15 protein-coding genes are annotated in these 17,445 nt (G+C 64.1%); 3 read left to right on the forward strand and 12 right to left on the reverse strand.

All coding sequences use genetic code 11. The features are described from left to right. Position 1 precedes the first annotated feature (1 nt). Genes ACIQTS_RS05625 through iolC form a run of 6 tightly spaced genes read right to left on the reverse strand, consistent with a single transcriptional unit; the run spans position 2 to position 7,452 of the window. Positions 2-1,015 carry a Gfo/Idh/MocA family protein gene (locus tag ACIQTS_RS05625; RefSeq protein WP_402471959.1) on the reverse strand — a complete coding sequence of 338 codons (1,014 nt, stop codon included), beginning with the start codon at positions 1,013-1,015 and terminating at the stop codon, positions 2-4. Positions 1,016-1,055: 40 nt separating this feature from the next. After that, the gene (locus ACIQTS_RS05630) at positions 1,056-1,976 is read right to left on the reverse strand and encodes a sugar phosphate isomerase/epimerase family protein (RefSeq protein ID WP_402471961.1); all 921 of its coding nucleotides are present in this window, start codon (positions 1,974-1,976) and stop codon (positions 1,056-1,058) included. A gap of 30 nt (positions 1,977-2,006) precedes the next feature. Then, the gene (locus ACIQTS_RS05635) at positions 2,007-3,521 is read right to left on the reverse strand and encodes a CoA-acylating methylmalonate-semialdehyde dehydrogenase (protein ID WP_402471964.1); all 1,515 of its coding nucleotides are present in this window, start codon (positions 3,519-3,521) and stop codon (positions 2,007-2,009) included. Positions 3,522-3,565: 44 nt separating this feature from the next. Further along, a complete protein-coding gene (iolD, locus tag ACIQTS_RS05640; RefSeq protein WP_402472150.1) occupies positions 3,566-5,497 on the reverse strand; it encodes a 3D-(3,5/4)-trihydroxycyclohexane-1,2-dione acylhydrolase (decyclizing) in 1,932 nt (643 codons plus the stop codon). Positions 5,498-5,527: 30 nt separating this feature from the next. After that, positions 5,528-6,457 (reverse strand): deoxyribose-phosphate aldolase, encoded by a 930-nt coding sequence (locus ACIQTS_RS05645; RefSeq protein ID WP_402471966.1) that lies wholly within the window; start codon positions 6,455-6,457, stop codon positions 5,528-5,530. A 2-nt stretch (positions 6,458-6,459) separates the two neighbouring features. Next, on the reverse strand, positions 6,460-7,452 hold the full coding sequence (gene iolC, locus ACIQTS_RS05650; protein WP_332486336.1) for a 5-dehydro-2-deoxygluconokinase: 993 nt from the start codon (positions 7,450-7,452) through the stop codon (positions 6,460-6,462). A 338-nt stretch (positions 7,453-7,790) separates the two neighbouring features. On the opposite strand from iolC, the gene ACIQTS_RS05655 reads away from it, so the two are divergent. From ACIQTS_RS05655 to ACIQTS_RS05665, 3 genes are all read left to right on the forward strand, one after another. After that, positions 7,791-8,798 carry a LacI family DNA-binding transcriptional regulator gene (locus ACIQTS_RS05655; protein WP_105662237.1) on the forward strand — a complete coding sequence of 336 codons (1,008 nt, stop codon included), beginning with the start codon at positions 7,791-7,793 and terminating at the stop codon, positions 8,796-8,798. Positions 8,799-8,916: 118 nt separating this feature from the next. After that, positions 8,917-10,089, forward strand: coding sequence for a Gfo/Idh/MocA family protein (locus ACIQTS_RS05660; RefSeq protein ID WP_400289770.1), 1,173 nt, complete (start codon positions 8,917-8,919; stop codon positions 10,087-10,089). Beyond that, positions 10,086-11,102, forward strand: coding sequence for a sugar phosphate isomerase/epimerase family protein (locus ACIQTS_RS05665; protein WP_402471969.1), 1,017 nt, complete (start codon positions 10,086-10,088; stop codon positions 11,100-11,102). The genes ACIQTS_RS05660 and ACIQTS_RS05665 overlap by 4 nt, the downstream gene beginning before the upstream one ends. An 88-nt stretch (positions 11,103-11,190) precedes the next feature. On the opposite strand, the gene ACIQTS_RS05670 is transcribed toward ACIQTS_RS05665, so the two are convergent. The 6 genes from ACIQTS_RS05670 to uraH form a co-directional block, all read right to left on the reverse strand. Next, positions 11,191-11,796, reverse strand: coding sequence for a malonic semialdehyde reductase (locus ACIQTS_RS05670; protein WP_402471971.1), 606 nt, complete (start codon positions 11,794-11,796; stop codon positions 11,191-11,193). A 185-nt stretch (positions 11,797-11,981) separates the two neighbouring features. Beyond that, positions 11,982-13,193: an MFS transporter gene (locus tag ACIQTS_RS05675; RefSeq protein WP_400289765.1), complete on the reverse strand. Its 1,212-nt coding sequence runs from the start codon at positions 13,191-13,193 to the stop codon at positions 11,982-11,984. A gap of 67 nt (positions 13,194-13,260) precedes the next feature. Next, positions 13,261-14,223, reverse strand: a complete 963-nt coding sequence (locus ACIQTS_RS05680; protein WP_402471973.1) for an ROK family protein — start codon at positions 14,221-14,223, stop codon at positions 13,261-13,263. 295 nt (positions 14,224-14,518) lie between these two features. Beyond that, positions 14,519-16,054 carry a nucleobase:cation symporter-2 family protein gene (locus tag ACIQTS_RS05685; protein WP_105656556.1) on the reverse strand — a complete coding sequence of 512 codons (1,536 nt, stop codon included), beginning with the start codon at positions 16,052-16,054 and terminating at the stop codon, positions 14,519-14,521. A gap of 75 nt (positions 16,055-16,129) precedes the next feature. After that, complete coding sequence (gene pucL / locus ACIQTS_RS05690) at positions 16,130-17,053, reverse strand: factor-independent urate hydroxylase (RefSeq protein WP_402471976.1); 924 nt, start codon at positions 17,051-17,053, stop codon at positions 16,130-16,132. Positions 17,054-17,057: 4 nt separating this feature from the next. Beyond that, complete coding sequence (uraH, locus tag ACIQTS_RS05695) at positions 17,058-17,414, reverse strand: hydroxyisourate hydrolase (RefSeq protein WP_402471979.1); 357 nt, start codon at positions 17,412-17,414, stop codon at positions 17,058-17,060. Positions 17,415-17,445: the final 31 nt, after the last annotated feature.

The raw sequence follows: 17,445 nt of genomic DNA on the forward strand, positions 1-17,445 counted from the left end.
CTTAGCTGTAGAGATCCGGCTTGCTGTTCAGCTTGACTGCCACCTTTTCGCCGGTGCGCTGGGCTTCGACTCCCGCCTCGCAGCAGGCCGCGGTGGCGTAGCCGTCCCAGGCGCTGGGCCCGCCCAATTCGCCTCGCAGCGCGGCGTCCACCCATGACTGGATTTCGGTATCGTAGGCGGCGCCGAAACGCTCCTCGAAGCCCGGGGTGACCTTGCCGCCCCACTGCCCGGCGGTACGCACATACGGTCCAGCGTCATTGCCGATGGACACGATGCCCTCCTCGAAGGAAGCCTGGGTCGCCACCTCATAGCCGAACTTCGCGTTGACGTAGATCTCCACGTCGGCGAGCACTCCAGTCGAGGTTTCCAGCAGCACGTGCTGGGGGTCGTGCTGGCCGTTGGGAGCATTGCGGGTGGCTTTGCCCAAGCGCACCTGCACCGAGGTGATCTCGTCACCGGTGAAGTAGCGGATGGCGTCGAATTCGTGGACCACCGAGTCGTTGATCAGCATCTCATTGGTGAAGCCCTCCGGGGTGGAGGGGTTGCGGTGCTGGTGGTGCAGCACCAGCAATTCACCCAGGCTCTCGTCCTCGATCAGCTGGCGCAGGTGCCGGTACTCGGCGTCGAAGCGCCGCATGAAGCCCACTTGGATGCGCTTGCGGCCCAGCTTGGCCTCGGCCTCGACGATCTCCCAGGAGGAAGCGGCATCGGGGGTCAGCGGCTTTTCGCACAGCACCGGAATATCTGCCTCGAGCACCGCCAGCAATGCATCGTGGTGCAGGAAGCCGGGGGTCGCCAGCAGTACCGCGTTGACCTCGCCGTCGGCGAGCGCCGCGGACAGGTCGGCGTAGCCCTTGGCACCTGGGATCCCGTCGATGGCCGCAGCGACCCGGTCGGTGTCGATATCGACAACGGCCGCGACTTCGGCTCCGGAAATACGGTGGTGGATCCGCTGTATGTGGTCGGCGCCCATGCGCCCGGCTCCAACGACGGCGACGCGCAGGTTATCTGGCACGATATGTCCTTTCAAGAATTTTTGGCTAGGTGGGGATTGCTTAGACGCGGCTGCGCGAGCCGCAGCTGAGCAGGTAGTCGCGGGTGCGGGTGGCGATGGGCAGCGGCACCGAGAAGTCGGCCACCGGGTACATGTCCTGTTCGACAATTCCGAAAATCGGACGGCCCAGCTTCTCCACTTCCTTCAAGACCTCGTTGAGGTCAGGCAACCCGGAAGGCGGTTCGCACATCACCCCGGCCAAGTTGGCCGCGGCCCAGGTCATGTCCTGTGCGCGGACCGTGGCCAGGATGTCCGGGTTGATCTGCTTCAGGTGCAGGTACCCGATGCGCTCCGGGAAGCGGCGGATCAAATCCACGCTGGAAGCTCCACCGTATTCGGCATGTCCGGTATCCAGGCACAGGGTGGTGAATTGCGGGTCGGTGAGCTCAAGGAACTTCTCGATGTCGCCCTGGCCGCAGACATGGGAGTCGGCATGGGAATGGAACTGCTGCTTGAGGCCGAATTCCTCCTGCAGGATCCTTCCCAGCCGGTCATGGCCCTTGGCCAGCGAATCCCAGGCCGAACCGTCCAGGGTGCCCGATTCGATGGCCTGGCCGGTGACGTCGTCGCGCCACATGGCAGGGATCACCACAATATGCTCGCCTCCCATGGCGGCGGTCAGCTCGGCCACCTTGCGGGCTGGTTCCCAGGCTTCTTCCCAGGCGCTGGCGCTGCCGTCGATGCCGCGGTGGAAGGCGGTGAAGACGGTGCCGGCGCAGACGTTCAGGTCGCGGGCGGCCAGCTCGTCGGCCAGCTGCGCGGGGTCGGTGGGCAGGTACCCGTAGGGACCAAGTTCGATGGTCTTGTAGCCGGCTTCAGCCACTTCGTCGAGGAAGCGCTGCCAGGGTGTCTGCTGGGGATCATCGGCAAACCAGACTCCCCAGGAGTCGGGGGCAGTCCCAATGGTGATGTTCTGTGCCATGGTGCGTACCTTATCTTCTGTTCAAGGTGCCTAGTTGGAGGGGAAGTTGAAGGTGGCGACCGTGCCCTGAGCCGGCTCCGGCCAGCGCTGCGTGATGGCCTTGCCCCGGGTGTAGAAGCGCACGCCGTCGGGGCCGTAGATGTGGTGCTCGCCGAACAGCGAGTCCTTCCAGCCTCCGAAGGAGTGCCAGGCAACCGGCACCGGCAGCGGCACGTTGACCCCGACCATGCCTACCTGGATGCGGCGGGTGTAGGTGCGGGCGTGGGCACCGGAGGAAGTGAAGATGGCCGTGCCGTTGCCGTAGGGGTTCGCGTTGACCACTTCGATGGCTTCTTCCAGGCTGTCTACGCGCAGCACCACCAGCACCGGGCCGAAGATCTCCTCGGTGTAGGCGCTCATCTCGCGGCTGACCTTGTCGATGATGGTCGGGCCGACAAAGAACCCGTTCTCGTGGTCCTTGACCACCAGGTCGCGGCCGTCGATGACCAGCGCGGCGCCAGCTTCCTGCGCCTCGCCAACGATCTTCTGCAGGCGGGACTTCGAGGCCGGGGTGATCACCGGTCCCATATCCGCCGTCTCATCGAAGCCGTTCGAGACGTTGACGTTGCGGGCATGCTCGGCGAGCTTGTCCACCAGGCCATCGGCGGCATCGCCCACGGCGACGGCCACGGAGATGGCCATGCAGCGCTGGCCCGCGGAGCCGAAAGCGGCTGCGTTGATGTGGTCGGCGGCCAAGTCCATATCGGCATCGGGCATGATCACCGCGTGGTTCTTCGCTCCGCCCAGGGCCTGCACGCGCTTGCCGTGCTTGGTGGCGGTTTCGTGCACGTACTTGGCGATCGGAGTGGAACCGACAAAGGAGATGCCATCCACATCCGGGTGGGTGAGCAGCCCGTCCACGGTTTCCTTGCCGCCGTGCAGCACCTGGAAAACGCCGTCGGGCAGGCCGGCTTCCTTGAACAGCTCGGCGATCAGCAAGGCGGCCGAAGGGTCGCGCTCAGAAGGCTTGAGGATGAAGGCGTTGCCGGTGGCAATGGCCACCGGTGCCATCCACAGCGGCACCATCACCGGAAAGTTGAACGGGGTGATGCCGGCGACCACGCCCAGCGGCTGGCGGAAGGAGAACACGTCGATGCCGGTGGAGACCTGGTCAGAGTATTCGCCCTTCAGCGACTGGGAGATGCCGCAGGCATACTCCACCACTTCGATGCCGCGGCTGATCTCGCCGGCGGCGTCGGAGAGGACCTTGCCGTGCTCGGAGGTGACGATGCGGGCCAGCTCGCCGGTGTGCTCGGTGAGCAGCTGCTGGAAGCGGAAGAGGATCTTGCTGCGCTTGGCGATCGATACTTCGCCCCAGGTTTCGGAGGCGGCCTTGGCCACGGCCACAGCCTGCTGCAGGTCCTCGCCGCTGGCCAGGTGCAGCTGGCCGGTGATTTCTCCGGTTGCCGGGTTGTAGACCGGCTGGGTGGCGGTGCCGGTGCCGGCGCTGGGCTTGCCGTTGATGTAGTGCAGGATTTCGGTGACTTCGGTAGCGGTAGCAGTCATGGGTTCACGTCTTTCGGTATTCGAGTTGGTCTGGTGCGGTGCGCCTAGCCCAGCAGGGGCTTCTGGCGGGATTTGTGCTCGGCGTAGGTCTTGCGGGCCTGGGTGGTGGAGTCCAGCTCGGCGACCTCGCTGACCGGCACATCCCACCAGGACTCGCTGGAGGGAGCATCGGCGTAGAGGTCGGATTCGATGTGGATCAGGATCGGCCCCGAACCCTCGGGCGCGGCCTTGGCCTGGGCGATGGCCGCCGAGAGCTCATCGATGGCTTGGGGCCCGGGCTCGATCCGGATGACCTTCACGCCCAGCGACTCGGCGTTGGCAGCCAGGTCCACTGGCAAGGTCGCACCATCATCGAAGCTGTGGCGCTGGGCATCGAGCGTGCGGTACTTGGTGCCAAAACGCTGGGAGCCCAGTGATTCGGACAGGGCTCCGATGGAGGCGTAGCCATGGTTCTGTATCAGCACGGTGATCAGCTTCAGGCCTTCGGCCACGGCGGTGACCAGCTCAGTGTGCATCATCAGGTAGGAGCCGTCACCCACCATCACCACGACGTCGCGGGACTCTTCGGAGCCTCGCGCGGTTTCAGCAAGGGCGGCGCGCTTGATGCCCAGCCCGCCGGCGATCTCGTATCCCATGCAGGAGAAGCCGTATTCCACGTGGTAGCCGAACGGGTCGGAGACCCGCCACATCTTGTGCAGGTCCCCAGGCAGCGAGCCGGCGGCGCAGACCACCACATCGCGCGGATCCATGGCCTGGTTCACCGCTCCGATGATGGCGTTCTGGCTGACCAGCGGGCTCAGCCGCTCGGCGAAGGCCGCATCAACGGTCGCGTCCCAGCGCTGCTTCTCGGTGGCGGCCTGGACTTCCAGGGCCCCCTCGACCCGGTACCCGGTCAGCGCCTCGCGCAGCGCGATCAGCGCTTTGCGGGCATCGGCGACCACCGGCAGCACGGTGCCGTGCTTGTAGGCGTCCAGCGCGGCGACGTTGATGTTCACGAACTTCACGTCCGGGTTCTGGAATGCGGTGCGGCTGGCGGTGGTGAAGTCCTCATAGCGGGTGCCGATGCCGATGACCAGATCCGCCTGCTCGGCCAGCGCATTGGCCGCGGTGGTGCCGGTGGAGCCAATGGCGCCCAGGGAGTACTTGGAATCCCACGGCAGCACGCCCACCCCGGCCTGGGTATTGCCCACGGGAATGCCGGTGGCTTCGCAGAAGGCGGCCAGCTCCTCGGTGGCGTAGGCATACAGCACGCCGCCGCCTGCGACGATCAATGGGCGCTTGGCTTTGCGGATCATCGCCGCGGCGGCCGCGATGTCCTCGGATTCCGGTGCCGGGCGGCGGATCTTCCACTCGCGCTCGGCAAAGAGCTCTTCCGGGAAGTCGAAGGCCTCGGCCTGCACGTCCTGCGGCAAGGAGATGGTCACCGCTCCGGTTTCGGCGGGGTCGGTGAGCACCCGCAACCCGTGGTGCAAGGCACTGGCCAGCTGCTCGGGTCGCGTGACCCGGTCGAAGTACTTGGACAGCGGGCGGAAGGCGTCGTTGACGGTGATGTCGTAGCCGTGCGGCATTTCCAGCTGCTGGAGCACCGGGTCCGCGGCGCGGGTGGCGAAGGTGTCCGAAGGCAGCAGCAGCACCGGCAGGCGGTTGGCGGTGGCCAGCGCCGCACCGGTGAGCAAGTTGGAGGACCCGGGGCCGATGGAGGTGGAGACCGCGTAGGTGGCGCGCCGGCGGGTGTGCCGCGCGTAGGCGACGGCCTGGTGCGACTGGGCCTGCTCATTGCGGCCCTGGTAGTACGGCATGAGGCTCGGGTCCTTGGCCTGCCACTGCTTCAGCGCCTGGCCCACCCCGGCAACATTCCCGTGGCCGAAAATCCCGAACATGCCCGGAATCAGCCGTTCGCGGTAGTGCGTGCCGCCGATGGAATCCACCGTGTACTGGCGGCCCAGGAATTCCACGACCGCCTGGGCAACGGTCATTGTGCGTGTAGTCATCGAGCTTCGTCCTTCTCAGCTGCGTACGGTTGCGGTGGTGTCCAGTAGCGATGCGGCGGTTGCCACGGCGGCGGCCACATCCCCGTCCTCGGGATACAGCAGGGTCCGGCCTACGGTCAGCCCCTGCACCGAAGGCAGGGCCAGCGCCGCCTGCCACGAGGCGAAGACCTCGTCGGGACTGCCCGATGGATCCCCGCCGAGCAGGACCGTGGGCAGGGTGGTCGCGGCCATGACCCGTTCCATCTCCTGGACCACGGGAATCTTCAGCCAGGTGTAGGCGCTGGTTTCGCCCAGTCCCGAGGCGATGCCCATGGACTTGATCACTGCCTCCGGGCGCAGGTCGTTGACTACCTTGCCCTCGGCCCGCTTGGAGATGAACGGCTCGACCATCGCCACCAGCTGGTGCCGGGCCAGATCCGACACGGCGTCGGCGGTAGCGGCCAGGGTTTTCACGGTGTCCCGATCCTCGTAGCTGATCCGGGTGAGCATCTTGCCGCCGTCGGCGCCCAGGGCAGCCAGGGCGGCCGCGCTGTGCCCGGTAAAGCGGTCGTCGATCTCGTTGACCAAGCCGGTGAGCCCGCCGCGGTTCATCGATCCGAAGACCAGCTTGCCTTCCAGCGCGCCCAGCAGCAGCAGGTCATCGAGGATATCGGGCGAGGCCAGCACCCCGTCGCAGGCGGGGTTCTGCAAGGCAATCTGCAGTCGGTCCAGCAGCTGGCGGCGGTCGGCCATGGCCGTGGCGCGCTTGCCCACGGACAGGGCGCCGCGGGCCGGGTGGTCGGCGGCGATGATGAAGTTCTGCCGTCCCAGCACCGGGCCGGCGTGCTTCCGGCGCAGCGAAGCGGCGCGCTGCACCGAGGCCGGGTCTTCCAGCCGCTGGCGGGTGATGGATTCGTAGCGGCGCGGGTCTTCCCGGTCCACTGGCAGCTCTGATGCCTGTTTCATATCTAGACCAGGTCTTTCTGGGAGTCGGGTACGGTGCGGCCGCGCTCGGCCAGCAGGGCATTGACTTCTTCCGGGTCCGGCATGGCGTCGGAGCAGGCAACCTTCGAGGCCACAATGGCTCCGGCGGCATTGGCGTAGTCAAGCACCTGTTCCAGCGGCCAGCCGGAGAGCAGTCCGTGGCAGAAGGCGCCGCCGAAGGAATCTCCGGCACCCAGTCCGTTAGCGGTCTGCACCGGGACCGGCGCGGAAACCACGCGCTCGGTGCGGGTTTTGGCCATGACCCCTTCGGGGCCGAGCTTGACCACGGCAATCTGCACACCGGCCTCCAGCAGGCGGTCGGCCTGCTCATCCGGGGTGCCTTCGCCGACGGCTACCGAGCATTCGGTGTCGTTGCCGATGGCCACGGTGGCCGATGGCAGGGCACGCGATACCTGTTCGCGAGCCTGTTCCACGGTGTCCCAGAACATCGGGCGGTAGTCCAAATCCAGAATGGTGAACTGACCCTGGGCCAGGGAATCTGCTGGGCGGGCGGCATAGGCCGCCAATTGCGCGGTGCGCGAAGGTTCGCGGCTCAAGCCGGTGACGGTGCTCCAGAAGATCCTGGAGTCCTTGACGGCTTGGAGGTCGATGTCGCTGCTGTCGATGTTCCAGTCCGGCGCCATCGGGAAGCGTCCGTAGAAGTACAGCGGGAAGTCGTCCGGCGGCATGATGGCGCAGAAGGTGACCGGCGTCTGCAACGTGGCGTCGCGGGCTACCTGGGTGCGGTCCACGCCGAAGCGGTCCAATTCGCGTTCCAGGAATGTGCCGAAGTCGTCGTCGCCGATTTTGGTGATCACACCGGCTGCTCGGCCGTGCCGGGCGGCCGCCACGGCGACGTTGGTGGCGGAGCCGCCGAGGTACTTGCTGAATGTGTTCACATCCGCGAGGGAAACGCCGATGTCATTCGGATACACGTCGACGCTGATGCGTCCGAGGGTGAGTACGTCGTAAGTCACGCAGATCGACGTCCTTTCGAGTCAGAAGTTCAGGGATCGGCCAACTGCCGAAGATGTGAACGGTGCCACAAGAAATACTTTGCACCATGAATTCGGCACTGTCAAAGGTTTGTACTGACATATTTACAACATGAGTAACATGGTGTGGACAAATCCGCGGAATTCCGGGGTATTCCATCTGTTTCGGACGTTGAAAATAAAAAAATTTCCACATGCCATGTCTTGGCTTCATGGCGTGGCCCGCGAAGTTCGACGCGTCGAAACCGTCCCGCACGGCCGTGCGCTCGAGCAAAACGCTAGGCTCTTAACGAGAACAACCGACACCCCCAGGAGGAACTGTGGCCGCAGCACGCCGTCGAGCGACCATCTACGACGTTGCCCAGGCCGCAGGTGTTTCCAAGTCGCTGGTGTCCCTGGTGCTGCGCGGCTCCCCCAGCGTCTCGGAAGCACGTCGCGCGGCAGTACTGGCCGCCATCAAGGAACTGGATTACCGCCCCAGCCAGGCCGCCACGGCACTTGCCGGCGGCACGAGCCAGACAGTCGGCGTAGTCATCGACGACTACACCAACGTCTGGTTCGTGGAACTTCTTCGCGGGCTCCAAGAAGGACTGGCCAGCGCAGGATTGCGCATCGCAGTTTCCGACCGGGCACTCAACACCCACGTCGAGTCGGACCCGCTCGATGGATTCCTCAGCACCCGGGTAGAGGCTTTGGTACTGGCCACCGAACCGACTCCTGCCATGCGCTTTTCAGCGCAGGTTCCGGTCATTGTGGCCGGCAATCGCGCCACCCAGGTTCGCGGCGCGGACATTTCTTCCAGTGACGACAGGCTCGGGGCACGCCAAGCCATCGAGTACCTGGTTTCGCTGGGCCACCGGAATATTGGCCACATCGCCGGTGGCGGCGGAGCCTCGATGCTGCGCCTGGCCGGGTACCAGGAGGCAATGAAGGCCGCGGGACTCGAAGAGCGCATCGTTTCGGTCAGCGAACTGACCACCGAAGACACCGGCTACCAGTGCGCACGGCAGCTTTTGGGCGAAGCCCCGGAAACAACGGCCATCTTGGCCGGCAACGACTCAATGGCCATGGGAGCCATGGCAGCCGCCCGGGAAGCCGGCCTGTCGACACCTGGGGATTTGTCAATCATCGGCTACGACAACTCGCCGCTCTCCGGCACCCACCTGCTGCGCCTGACAACCGTGGATAGCCGCAACCACGAGCTTGGATTGCACGTGGCCCAGCAGGTGCTCTCCCGGCTCGCCAATCCCGAACGCGAAGCCCAGCGCGTGCTGATGGAGCCGTCGCTCATCGAGCGCGGCACCTGCGCGGCACCACGCCGGCCCTGATTCCCTCCGGTTCCAAACCTTCTCCTGCAGACCCCTTGACCGCGATCTGAAATAGGTTCTAGACTCTTTTGGAGCGCTCCAAAATATTCCATGAACAGCTTTCATCCAGGAGAATTCCATGACAAAAACCATCGGCATTGCCGTCATTGGCGCCGGCATGGCCGGGCTGTCCCACATCGCTGGGTACCGCACAGCACCCACCCTCTACAGCTCCGACTTGCCGCCGCTTCGCTACGTTGCCGTGGCTGATGTGAACACCGAGCTCGCGGCCAAGGTCGCCAAGCGCTACGGCTACGAAAAGGCGCTCGGCTCCTGGCAAGAGGTGGCCGCAGATCCAGATATCGACGTGGTCTCGGTAGTTATTGCCAACCGTTTCCACCGTGAAGCCGTCGAGGGCCTGCTGGCTGCCGGCAAGCACGTTTTGTGCGAAAAGCCGCTGGCTGACACCCTTCAAGAAGCTGAAGCGATGGCCACCGCGGCCCGCAACGCCGACTCCGTGGCCCGCGTTGGCTTCACCTTCCGCCGCACCCCGGGCATCGCCACGATCCAGAACCTGATCGCCGATGGCACCCTGGGCAAGGTGCTGCATTTCTCCGGACGCTACTGGACCGACTACGGCCACAACCCGCAGGCCCCGATGAGCTGGCGCTTCAAGGGCCAGCCAGGCTCGGGCGCACTGGCCGATGTGGGAAGCCACCTGGCCTACGTTGCCGAATTCCTGGCCGGCGAGATTCTTTCGGTCAGCGGCGGCCAGCTGAGCACCAGCATCACCGAACGCTTCCTGCCAGCCGGCGCCGTCACCGGCCACGATCTCGTGGAACTGAGCGACACGTCCGAGCCGGTAGAAAACGACGACTACGCGGCGTTCAACGTACAGTTAGCCGGGGCCGCAGGCAGCCTGGAAGTTTCCCGCGTGGCAGCCGGCCACCCCAATACGCTGACCTTCGAGGTCTTTTGCGAGAAGGGCGCCGCACGCTTCAGCCAGCTGCGTCCAGCGGAAATCGAAATCATGCTCACCGAGGGGCCTTCGGCAACCAATGGCTACCGCACGGTGAATCTCGGCTCGGAACACGCCTACCTCAGTGGCGGACTGCCCATGGATGCGCCAGGTGTCGGCTTCGGCCAGAATGATGCCTTCGGTTACCAGGCGCGCGCCTTCCTCGACGAGGTCTGCGGCCTGGGCAATGCACTTCCCATCAACGCAACATTCGACGAGGGCGTGCACAATATGCAGGTCCTCCAGGCGGTCGTGCAGTCCGCTGCCAATGACGGAAAGAAGGTTTCACTGTGAAACTCGGAGTCTACAACGCAATCCTCCACAACCGCCCGCTGGCCGAAGCCCTGGAGGTCATTGCCGCCCAGGGACTGACCGGCATCGAGTTGAATACCGGTGGCTTCTTGCCCCCAGTGCACGTGCCGAACATCGATGAAATCCTGGAATCGGACATCGCTCGCGATGCTTTCCTCGCCCAATTCGAAGGCACCGGCGTGGAAATCTATGGGCTGAACTGCAACGGCAACCCGTTGCACCCCAATCGCGAAATCGGCCAGAAGCACGCCGAGGACATTCGCCGCTCCATCAAGCTGGCCGCGCGCCTAGGCCAGACCCGCGTGGTCACCATGTCCGGTCTGCCCGCTGGAGACCCCAATGCTTCGACCCCGAATTGGGTAGTCAATGCCTGGAATTCGGCAGCTCTGGACCAGCTGGACTATCAATTCGGGATTGCCGCGGAATTCTGGAAAGAAATCGATGAGCTGGCTGTCGAACACGGAGTCAAGGTCGCTCTGGAGCTGCACCCGCAGAACCTGGTCTTCAACCCTGCAAGCTTTCGAGAGCTGTTGAAGCGGGCCGGTACCAGCAACATCGGAGTTGAACTGGATGCTTCGCACCTCTTCTGGCAGCAGATGGATCCGGTGGCCGTTGTCCGCGACCTGGGCCCATGGGTCTTCCACGCAGCAGCCAAGGATGTGCGCGTCAATCCGAATGCGGCCATCCAGGGCGTATTGGATAACAGCTTCCGCAAACTGGGCGAAGACGAACCACGCACCAACCTCGGCGGGGATGAATGGGCGAACGAGTGGCCGAAGAATTCAGCCTGGGACTTCGTGGCTTTGGGCAAGGGACATGGCGCCGCATTCTGGACCGAGTTCTTGCGCGCATTGCACGAGGTGGATCCGGAAATGATGGTGAACATCGAACACGAGGACACCGAGCTAGGTGCCGTTGAGGGCCTGGAAGTCGCCGCCAAGGTACTCATTGAGGCCGACGCAGCCCTGCAAGCTTCATTGGCCGCAACCTCCTAGGATCCTCCCGCTGGCGTGCAGAAGCCCGGAATTCACCGTGTGAATTCCGGGCTTCTGGCGCATGCCGTTTTCGAAGTACTCGATGCACCTAGACGGTGCGGACAACTGCTTCGTAGTCGAAGCGTGCTTTTGGCGAGCCGATCTCGCTCTCGGCTGGCTGGCCGATATTCACGACCAGGAAGCTCTTCTGCTCGCCTTCCGGGAAGAACGATGCGTCGATGGCGGAGAAGTCCGCGCCGGTCATTGGACCTACCGCGAAGCCCAAGCTGCGCGCGGCGAGCATGAAGTAGCCTGCCTGCAGGTGTGCGTTGTTGTTGCCGGTGGATGCGGTGAAGTCCGCATCAGCATCGTACATGGCCTTGGGCGCGTTGTAGCCGGGCAGGAAGTTGTCCCACTGTTCGTGCCATGCCGTGTCATAGCTGAGGATCGCTACCAGCGGAGCTGCTGCGGTCTTGGCTTTATTGCCGTTGGAGAGCGCGTCGACCAGGGTGGCGCGGGCTTCGTCCGACCGCACGTAGGTGACGCGCAGCGGCTGGGAATTGAACGCGGTTGGACCGAACTTGGCCAGTTCGTAGATTTCCTGGGCCTGCTCCTCGGTAACCTCTCCGGTGAACGCGTTAGCGGTGCGTGCCTCGCCAAAAATGGCGTTGAGCGTTGCTGTGTCGGCCTGGATTTCCTGGGATGCAACTGTCATTGATTGCCTTTCAGATCTGTCCGAGGCCACTGGTTCGGGCCATTGCCGGATACGGTTTTCCTCTATCAATGCCCAACGAGGATCGACTGCACCTCATTCCGGCAAACCACGTGTTCTCTGCCACACGCAGACCGGGGCCCACTGGAGCTCGGCTGTGTTGCCAGCAATGCCCGCCGCACGCAGGCCTAGGGTCCGGCAGGGATTCGCGAGTTTGCAGAATCGTCCCAGCGGCGATGAAGCCTGGCGCACCCGATTGCGCACAGTGCGATGATTGCGCCGAAGCAGGTCACTGCCATCGATTCGCCGCTAATCTGCCCTACCCAGCCCAGCCCCAGCGCCCCAAGTGCGGTCAGGGCGTAGCCCAGTACCCAGAAGGCGGAGCTGGCGCTGCCTCGATGCCGCAGCTCGATGCGCCGCAGTACGATGCCCAGTCCCACCGGGAACAGCGCACCATGGCTCAGTCCAGCAACCACTAGGCCAACCAGGTACACCGTGACCGCCAGGCCCCCGCCCAACCTCGGGGCAATAGCTATCAGCACCGCGCCCACCGCCAGCCCGGCATAGCCCAGCTGCACTTTTTCGCTGACCAGCTTCCCGCCCGCTTTCTGTCCCACGGCAGTGGCGGCGAAAATCAGCGAACCGATGAGCCCCAGCAGGCGCAGGTCGGTAATCCCAAAGGCACGGACCACCAGGATGGACGTCATGGCTGTACAGCCGCCCATGACCGCAAAACCCAGGGTCATCAGTCCGCCCACGCAGAAGTCCCGTCGTGCCAAACGCGGCACCAGCGGAAGGCTGAGTTTCCACCCGCCCCGGCGGTGCGCAACACTGTCGGGGATCATGGTCAGCAGCACGATGCACAGGCCCGAAAGCACCGCGTGCACGCTGAAAGCGATCATGGGGGTAGCCGGGAAGAAGAAAGTCAGAAATGCCGCCAAGGCCGGCCCGCTGCCTAGTCCCGCCATATTCGCCAGGCTGGAAATGGCGGCACCGCGTCCGGAGCTGGAGACCAGATCCGCCAAATAGGCTGTGGCCGTTCCGGTGACCAAGCCGGCGCACACCCCGGACAGGGCCCGGGCAATGAACAGCATGGGAGCGTCGGTGGCCACGGCATAAAGCATCCCGCTGGCGGCCGAGGAGAGCAACCCGAGAATCATGACGGGCTTGCGGCCAATGGCGTCAGAGAGGGAACCGAAGATGCACAGCACCGTGAGCACCACAAGGGCGTATATCGCAAAAAGCTGGGTCGAGGCGGCGGTGCTCAGGCCGTGTTCATCCTGGAGCATTGGATACAGCGCGGTTGGCATGGTGGTACCGCACATGGCGACCGCGTAGGTTCCCAAAACGACTGCTAGCGGCCAGCCACGGGTCTGCGGCGGCTTCTCTGGCAGGACCATGCCGGAACCTCGCTCTCGTGTTGAATAACAACCTGAGCCTAGATAAGACCTAATGTCCTGTCAATGTTTATTGCTGTTGATTGAACCTCGCCAAATCAGCAGCCCCGATCAGGCCTGCCACCGGACCCAATTCGGCTTGGCTGATCTTCGCAAAGGGACGGTAGCCCCTGCCGGAGAGGGTGCGGCGGTAGGTCTCTTCCGCGGTGGCCACCAGTTGCTTTGACGCCGCGCCCAAGCCGCCGCCGATAACGATGGTCCCCGGATCCAGAACCGAGACCAGATTCGAAATGCCCAACCCGAGCCATTCGCCCATATCCGCAATGAGGTCGGCGCACGCCGGGTCGCCCTCTGCGGCAAGTCGAGTTACCTCCGCCCCGGTAACGGCCTCCGGATCATCGCCCACGGCCTCGCGCAGGCGGAAGGCCACCGGTGATTTGCTGCGCACAAGTTCGGCTCCTTCCCGGCCCAGGGCATTGCCAGAGGCGTACTGCTCCCAGCAACCGCGGTTTCCGCAGGCGCACCGATGGCCGCCGGGAACGATCACCTGGTGCCCGAATTCGCCAGCAATCCCGGACTTGCCACGGTGGATTTGCCCTCCGAGGATGACCGCCCCGCCGATCCCCGTTCCGAGGGTCAGGCATACCATGTCGCTTTCGCCCCGGCCCGCGCCAAAACGATGCTCGGCCCAGCCGGCCGCATCAGCGTCGTTGACCAGGGTCACTTCATGTCCTACCAGCTGCATCAGACGGTCGCGCACCGGTTCATTGCGCCAAGACAGGTGGGGGCTGAACAGCACGTTCTGCCCCTTGCGGTCCATCCATCCCGCGGCTCCAATGCCCACCGGAAGACCTTCGTTGCCCTTCGAGAGCTCGCGGATCATCTCAGCCAGGGCACGTTCGGTCCCAGCCACGTCATGGTCAGGTGTCTCGCGGCGGATTTGCCCGAAGGCGTTCCCCTCTTGATCCACAAGGGCTGCAAGGATTTTGGTGCCACCGATGTCAACGCCGATGGAAAGATTTGCTGAACTCACAGTCATCTAGCTTAGACCCTCGCAAAACGCCGATGCTCCCGCTGCCGCGCAGGAGCCCGGTACTGGTCCGGTGCCTGCACGGAACATCCAACGAAGTCCAGCACTTGGGCCAGCCCTGCGCCAGGTGCCCGGAAAACTCGTCCGGCGGTGCTCCCTGGCTGTTCGCGCTGTGAAGTGCAACTGCTCGAGCTCGCGCAAAATGCCCGCAAACCGGAGTTTGCGAGCATTTCGCGCTAGCTGCTACTTCTCGTCATCGAGCAATTCCTCGGCGTCGGGTTCGGATGGGGCCGATTCCTCAGTGCCCTGATGTCTCGGCAGGCCTGGGTACAGGCATCTGGATGGCTCCGGTCTGGATCTGCTCGAATTCATCGGGCGTGACCACCGGAATTTCGTAGCCTTCCTTGTCGATGAGCTTGCCGCCCACGTAGTGGTCGCCATCGAGCAATCCGCAGATCTCCTCGGTCTTGACCATGCGCGGCGGAGCCGCCGAGAAGACCGATGCATCCTTTGTATTCCCGAACTTGAGTTCGTTGAACAGCAGGTTCAGCAGCACGGCCATCACGGCCGCCGAGGAAATCCCGGAATGGAAGATCGTCTCGAACCACGTGGGGAATCCAGCGTAGAAGTCCGGCTTCACAATCGGGATGCAGCCAAAGGCAATCGATGCCGCGACGATCACCAGGTTCATGCCGTCGTACTTCACCTTGGACAGGGTCCGGATCCCGGAAGCGGCGACGGTGCCGAAGAGCACGATGCCTGCGCCGCCGAGCACCGGAGTCGGGATGGCAGCGACCACTCGTCCGAGGATCGGCAGCAGGCCGAGCACGACGAGGATGCCGCCACCGGCCGCGACAACGAAGCGGCTGGTGATTCCCGTGATGGCCACCAGGCCGACATTCTGCGCAAAGGCCGACTGGGTGAAGGTATTGAAAATCGGCGCCACTGCGGAAGAGGCCATGTCGGCACGCAGGCCGTCGGCAATGCGCTTGGAATCCACCTTCGATCCGGCGATCTCGCCCACAGCGAGGATGTCTGCGGTGGTTTCGGTGAGGATCACCAGCACCACGATGGTCATCGAGATGATGCCGCCGATTTCGAAGACCGGCATGCCGAAGGCCAGTGGCTGCGGGAAGGCGAAGATCGCGCCGTGCCCGACCTGCGAGAAATCGGCCATGCCCAGCAGCGCTGCGGCGACGGTGCCCAGCACGATGGCCAGCAGGATCGACATGCGGGAAATCGCCGCATTGCCGACCTTGGACAGCAGCAGGACCACCAGCAGTGTTCCGGCGGCCAGGCCGATGTTGGCCAGCGACCCGTAGTCATCGGCCTTGGCGTCCCCGCCCATGGCCCAGTTGGCCGCGACCGGGGTCAGCGAGATGCCGATCATCGTAATGACCACGCCGGTGACCACCGGCGGGAAGTACCTGACAATGCGGGCGAAGAACGGCGCTATGAGGAAGCCGATCAGCGCTGCGACGAGCACGGCCCCGAAGACCGCCTGGATTCCGCCTCCCCCGTTGACGATGGCCACCATGGTAGCCACGGATGCGAAGGACGTGCCCTGGACCAGCGGCAGCTGCGCCCCGAAGAACGGGATGCCCACGGTTTGCAGGATGGTGGCCAGCCCGCCGACAAACAGGCAGCAGGCGACCAGCAGGCCCACCTCGTCCGGAGCCAAGCCGGCAGCGTTTCCGATGATCAGCGGCGGGGCGATAATGCCGCCGTACATCGTCAGGACATGCTGCAGGCCATAGGCAAAGGACTTCCCCAGAGGGAGCTTCGCGTCCTCGGGACGATTGCCTTTGATAGATTCATCTTGTGTAGCGCTCAAGGCTGACCTCCTACGTCAGTCGCTGCCAAAGGTGTGCCGGCGTGCCAGCGCCGGCCCACCTTCAACGCCGTTCAGTTAGATAAATGCCGGAATATTGGCCCAGATGGGGTGATTCGCGTCGGTGCCTTCGCGGGTGATCGTCGCTTCGATCAGGCCGTATGGGCGATCCGCGGCGAAGAAGACCTCATTGGGGTTGTCTTGGCCGAAGACTTCCAGGTCAACCAGGAAGTGGTGCTTGTTCGGCAGGGACATCTTGATTTCGGCGATTTCCGGATGCGCTTCGAGCACTGCCTGCCCCATCTGGAACATGGTCTGCTGCAACGCGTACGAGTGGGTGTCGGCGAAGCGGGTCAGCAGCAGGTGGCGCACCGAGGTGTAGACCGCGTCGAAGTCGATGCCCTGGGCGATGGCCTGGCCGGTGTAGCGCCAGCGCGCAGTCACGTCGGTGGCCAGGATGCGGTCGGTGGTTTCCTTCAGGGTCGTGTACTTGTCCACCGGGAAACCGTGGAACTCGCTGCCCGTGGACTTCAGGACGGTGAGGTCCTCCAGGCCGGCAACGATGGACTTCTTGCCTTCGGCGTCGATTTCCAGCACGGCGGTGCGCACTTCGGACTTATTCTGCGAGAAGGCGTGGTCATGGTCGTTGATGCGGTCCCAGAAGAACTGCTGGGCTGCCCAGCGGCCGCCGGTGATCCACTCGAATTCGCCAGTGAAGTGGTTTCCCAGCTGCACCAGGAACTCCTCGATGGCGCCCACGCCGTTGCGGGCCAGGCCATAGACGGTGTTCTTCTGGGTGTCGGTGGCGACGACGCGGCCGTTGTCGCCGTCCTGGTGCGCGGCGGTGAAGTCGCCGTGCAGCTGGCTGGTGACGTTCAGGTCCTGGATCTGGTGGCGAACGGTGTCGCGGGTGATCTTGACCAGGCGGACTTCGGCCTTGCCGTACTGGTTGGAGCCCAGCACGATCTTGGTATCTGCTGGGGCGGTGATTTCGGTAGTCATTGTTCTAACTCCCTCGGTACGTGGAATATGCAAACGGGCTGATAAGAAGAGGTACGTGGTAGTGCTCGTCGACGTCGTTGACGAAGAAATCGATGCTTACCGTGGGGAAGAAGCTTTCCGTTCCCTGCTTCCCGAAGTAGCCGCCGGTTTCAAAGGAAATCCGGTAGCGGCCGGCTTCAACCTGTATCGGTCCGAGGTTCTTGATGCGGCCATCGGCATCCGTGGAACCCGAGCCGATTTCTTGCCAGCCGGATGCCGTCTTGGCTTCCAGCGTGGCCTTGACACCGGAGGCAGGCCTCCCGGTCCCGGTGTCGAGTATGTGGGTGGTGATGTGGCTGCGTTCGCCGTTTCCATCTGCCATGTTCATCTCCTGGCTGTCGGAGGGATTGGTA

Origin of the sequence: Glutamicibacter sp. NPDC090743 (assembly GCF_044769125.1) — a bacterium.
Taxonomy (GTDB): domain Bacteria; phylum Actinomycetota; class Actinomycetes; order Actinomycetales; family Micrococcaceae; genus Glutamicibacter.

Bases quoted from the DNA above. Each gene is read 5' to 3' on its own strand.
- ACIQTS_RS05660 (WP_400289770.1), top strand. From the start codon at position 8,917: ATGACAAAAACCATCGGCATTGCCGTCATTGGCGCCGGCATGGCCGGG.
- iolD (WP_402472150.1), bottom strand. From the start codon at position 5,497: ATGACCGTTGCCCAGGCGGTCGTGGAATTCCTGGGCCGCCAGTACACG.
- ACIQTS_RS05670 (WP_402471971.1), bottom strand. From the start codon at position 11,796: ATGACAGTTGCATCCCAGGAAATCCAGGCCGACACAGCAACGCTCAAC.
- ACIQTS_RS05645 (WP_402471966.1), bottom strand. From the start codon at position 6,457: ATGAAACAGGCATCAGAGCTGCCAGTGGACCGGGAAGACCCGCGCCGC.
- uraH (WP_402471979.1), bottom strand. From the start codon at position 17,414: ATGGCAGATGGAAACGGCGAACGCAGCCACATCACCACCCACATACTC.
- ACIQTS_RS05630 (WP_402471961.1), bottom strand. From the start codon at position 1,976: ATGGCACAGAACATCACCATTGGGACTGCCCCCGACTCCTGGGGAGTC.
- ACIQTS_RS05635 (WP_402471964.1), bottom strand. From the start codon at position 3,521: ATGACTGCTACCGCTACCGAAGTCACCGAAATCCTGCACTACATCAAC.
- pucL (WP_402471976.1), bottom strand. From the start codon at position 17,053: ATGACTACCGAAATCACCGCCCCAGCAGATACCAAGATCGTGCTGGGC.
- ACIQTS_RS05675 (WP_400289765.1), bottom strand. From the start codon at position 13,193: ATGGTCCTGCCAGAGAAGCCGCCGCAGACCCGTGGCTGGCCGCTAGCA.